The organism is Pedobacter sp. UBA5917 (assembly GCF_002432345.1).
Lineage (GTDB): Bacteria > Bacteroidota > Bacteroidia > Sphingobacteriales > Sphingobacteriaceae > Pedobacter.
Map to the genome: position 1 here is coordinate 1 of NZ_DJDT01000335.1, position 3801 is coordinate 3801.

A 3801-nucleotide genomic window follows, 5' to 3' on the forward strand; every position below is an offset into this window, starting at 1 on the left:
AAGCATTCCTGCTGGCAAATAGTCGTGCCCAATGCTGGTAATAAATCCAAATCCGCTTTCTATCCAATCCATCGGATAAGACGACCAGGCAAAAATGGCATTGAAAATCACGAATAAAATCAACAGGAAAATGGCGAAACCCCAAACTTTGTGGGTTAAAATGCCGTCTAATTTATCGCTGAAAGAAAATTTCTTTTCGGTTCCTTTATCCACCACAACATCAGACAGGATTGTACTTAAGTGTTTGTAACGTGCAATGGTTTCGGCTGCCTGGATTTTAGAAGATTCGAAATGATGCGACTGCTCTATCTCCTCAATTTCTTCCTGTTCTTTTTCGGTAAAAAAAGTAAGATGCTCGTGCTGGTGCAATACCTGCAGGGCATAATAATCGTTATCCGAATTTAGTTTCGATTTGATGGCATTAATGGCTTCGGGTGCCAGAAAATTTACATCAACATCCTGAAACTGGGTGGCAATTTTATTGGTATTGGCAATGGCCTGCTTTAATTTATCGATGCCGATATTATTCCTTGCAGAAATAGAAACTACCTGGATACCCAGCTTTTCGGCAAGTTTATCCAGATCAATTTCAATACCCTGTTTGGCAGAAAGATCGATCATGTTCAAAGCCAAAATCATAGGGATACCAAGATCGGCCACCTGCGAATACAAAAGCATGTTACGCTTTAGATTAGAAGCATCGGCAATAAGCACAATTACATCGGGATGGCTATTGTTGTTTTTATCAGCAAGTACCTGAAAAACGATACTTTCGTCGGAGCTTTTGGGATATAAGCTGTAGGTTCCGGGCAAATCGATAATTTCTGCTTCCCTGCCACCGGCAAGTTTGGTAAAACCGGTTTTCTTATCAACCGTGATACCCGGGAAGTTTCCAATTTTTTGATTTAACCCTGTTAAACGGTTAAATAAAGTAGATTTACCTGTATTGGGATTACCAACTAACGCAACTTTAATATCCAAACCCAGCTTATTTATTGTATAATGATCACATCGGCCTCGCTTTTACGTAAGCAAAGCTGATAACCAGCAACACGGATTGCCATGGGATCGCCAAGTGGAGCAAAGCGCTCTACTTCTACCACCTCGCCCGGCAAACAGCCCATCTCCATTAACTTTACAGACATATCTAAATCCGTAAATGCTACAATTGTTCCTTTTTCTCCAATTTTTAGATGCGACAGTTTCATGTGCTAAATTTGACGCAAGTTAGCCTTTCTTTAGATTTATTCCAAATAACCAAACCCATATGATGCTATAAAATTACATAGCTTTACCTTAAAATGATCTAGTTGCGCTGCCTGCCTCCGCCAAAGCCTCCACCGCCATTTCCACCACGGTTTCTGCCGCCTCCTTCACCTCCCCTGATCCTGTTTTTACCGCCCATCCGATTTAAGGAGTAGGTAAACGAAAACATAAAATAACGCTGCAGTACATTGTAACTTACATCCTGAATGGTGTTGTTATTGGCGGTACGGCTTACGCCCTGGTTCTCGTTCAATAAATCGTTTACCGAAGCTTTAAAAGTGCCCCTGTTTTTAAAAAACTGTTTACTGATGTAAGAATTAACCAATGTAAAATGGGTATCGAAAGCCTCGCCCCTTCCGGTGTTCTGGTTGTAATCGGCATCAATAGACCAACGGATATCGCCAGGAAATAAATAGCTTACGCTGATATTGGGACTAAAAGTATAATAACGGGTATTGGAATTGGGCTGTACAGAATAAGTGGCGCGGTTGATGGATCCGTTTACCCCTGCTGTTAAATCGAGTTTATCCAGATTGGAAACCAAACGGTAACCATTGGTGATGGACCAACTATTGGTAATGTTTTTAAGCGAATTGGTAAAATTCACATCACGATCGTAATTACCGCTTACATTGATGTGGAAATTCAATTTATTCTCGGCCATAATCGGCAGACTTAACGAGGATGATATTGAACCTGAATAAACACCATTAACGTTTACAGGCGTAACCGCCAGTTTTCCCTGATCGGGCCCGTTCTGGATCAGACTGGTACTGTTTGCAAATCGGTTGGAGGTTTGTGTAAGGTTTAAATTTACAAACAACGACCTATTTTTGCCAACGGTAAAAGTGTTATAAGCTACGCGGAGGGTATTGTTAAATTCGGGTTTCAGATCGGGATTACCCACGGGGATACTCTGCGTGTTGGTATTGTTACGGATGGGTTGTAACTGCTGGATACTTGGCTGATTGGTGCTTCCGCGGTAATTGAACACCAAACGTTTGCTGTTGCTAAAATTATACCTGAACATGGCCGAAGGCGTATAGTTGAACACATTTTGTTTAAGTACAAAACCACCACTGATATTATTGTTGGTTCTGTCGGTATTCTGAACAGCCATTCCCACGTTCCAGTTGTATTTTTTTGCCATTTTATTTAAGCTGAAACCCGCCGAATTGGTTAAAATGGTGTTCTCATATGAATTACTAAAAGTCTGGTCCAATAAGTCGTATTGTAAAGTGGCCGGATTAAAATTATAGGTAAAACGATCGGAGGTATTGTGGTTATAACCATTCTGGTAATTAAATTCAAGGCTTAGCGTTTTATCCAAAGGCTCCGTATAAACCAAACGGGTATTCTGGTTAAGCGATTCACTTTCCTGATCGTTAAACTGATCGGTTGTCTTTTTTGTGGTTACCCCATTTTCTATCCTCGTTTCCGGGTTGGTATTGTAATTATCGGCGTCGCTATTATTGATACTGGTACTGAAATTTAAAGATAACGTTCTGCCCCTGCGCATAAATTTTTTCCGCAGCAGAATATTATTGCTAATAGACGGTGCTGTACTGTGGTTCCGGAGCGATTGCGTACCGTCGATCATGTAGGTGTTATAATCGCGGGTGTACTTACTATTATTTAAACTCTCGTTATCGGTATAGCTTAAATTAGGCTGTACTTTAAGCGAGGTTAGGGAATCGAGTTTGGTATCGATCATGAAATTTAAACGGTGGTTTAAACGATCAGAATTGTTGGTTTGGTTATTATTGAAAACCGTGGTTACGTTGCCCAGCAGGTTTTGTGTTACGCTGTTCCTTAAAATAAGGTTATCGGATTTATTAACGAAATAACTTAAACTCACTTCTGTTTGATCAGCATATACATCCGAGAAATTAAATCCGCCGGCCTTTGTATCGGTAATCCCGCCGCGGCCGCCATTGCTCCCGCCGTTTCCGCCACCTAAACCGCCACCAAAATTCTGTTTGTTTACATTATTGAACTGCGCAATTACACTCAGGCGTTTATCCTGGTTAAAATGATTAACATTTGCATTTACATCATAACGGTCGTTTGATCCATAACCTCCGGTACTGTTCCCGAAATAACCGTTTTTCTTATCTTTTCGGGTGGTAATGTTAATGATCTTGGTACGCGAGCCATCATCAATACCAGTAAACTGTGCCTGATCGGAAAGTTCATCAATAATCTGGATTTTATCGATCATATCGGCCGGGAGGTTTTTTGTAGCCAGCAAGGGATCATTACCGAAAAACTCTTTGCCATCTACTTTCACTTTGGTAATGGTTTCGCCCTGGGCTTTTACCGTTCCGGCTTTATCTACTTCTACCCCGGGCAATTTTTTCAAAAGATCTTCAACCACGGCATTCTCAACCACTTTAAAAGAACTCGCATTAAATTCGAGCGTATCTTTTTTCACCACAATGGGCGGAACTTCAGCTTTGATATCAACTGTTTGAAGATCGATGGCGCCACCTTCCAGAACAATATCGCCCAAAGCCACATCCGTTTTATCGGCGC

At 41.1% G+C, this 3801-nt stretch carries 3 protein-coding genes; all 3 read right to left on the minus strand.

The annotated features are described in order from the left end of the window. Positions 1-981 (minus strand): FeoB small GTPase domain-containing protein (locus B2V92_RS23215; protein WP_293312596.1); only part of this gene is annotated, 981 nt, incomplete at its 3' end. A gap of 11 nt (positions 982-992) precedes the next feature. Next, complete coding sequence (locus B2V92_RS23220; protein WP_025145397.1) at positions 993-1208, minus strand: FeoA family protein; 216 nt, start codon at positions 1206-1208, stop codon at positions 993-995. 98 nt (positions 1209-1306) lie between these two features. Then, a partial coding sequence (locus tag B2V92_RS23225; protein WP_293312598.1) for an outer membrane beta-barrel family protein occupies positions 1307-3801 on the minus strand: 2495 nt, incomplete at its 5' end.

What these genes read in the sequence shown, in the direction of transcription:
- B2V92_RS23220 (WP_025145397.1), bottom strand. Translation starts at nt 1,208, where the DNA reads ATGAAACTGTCGCATCTAAAAATTGGAGAAAAAGGAACAATTGTAGCA.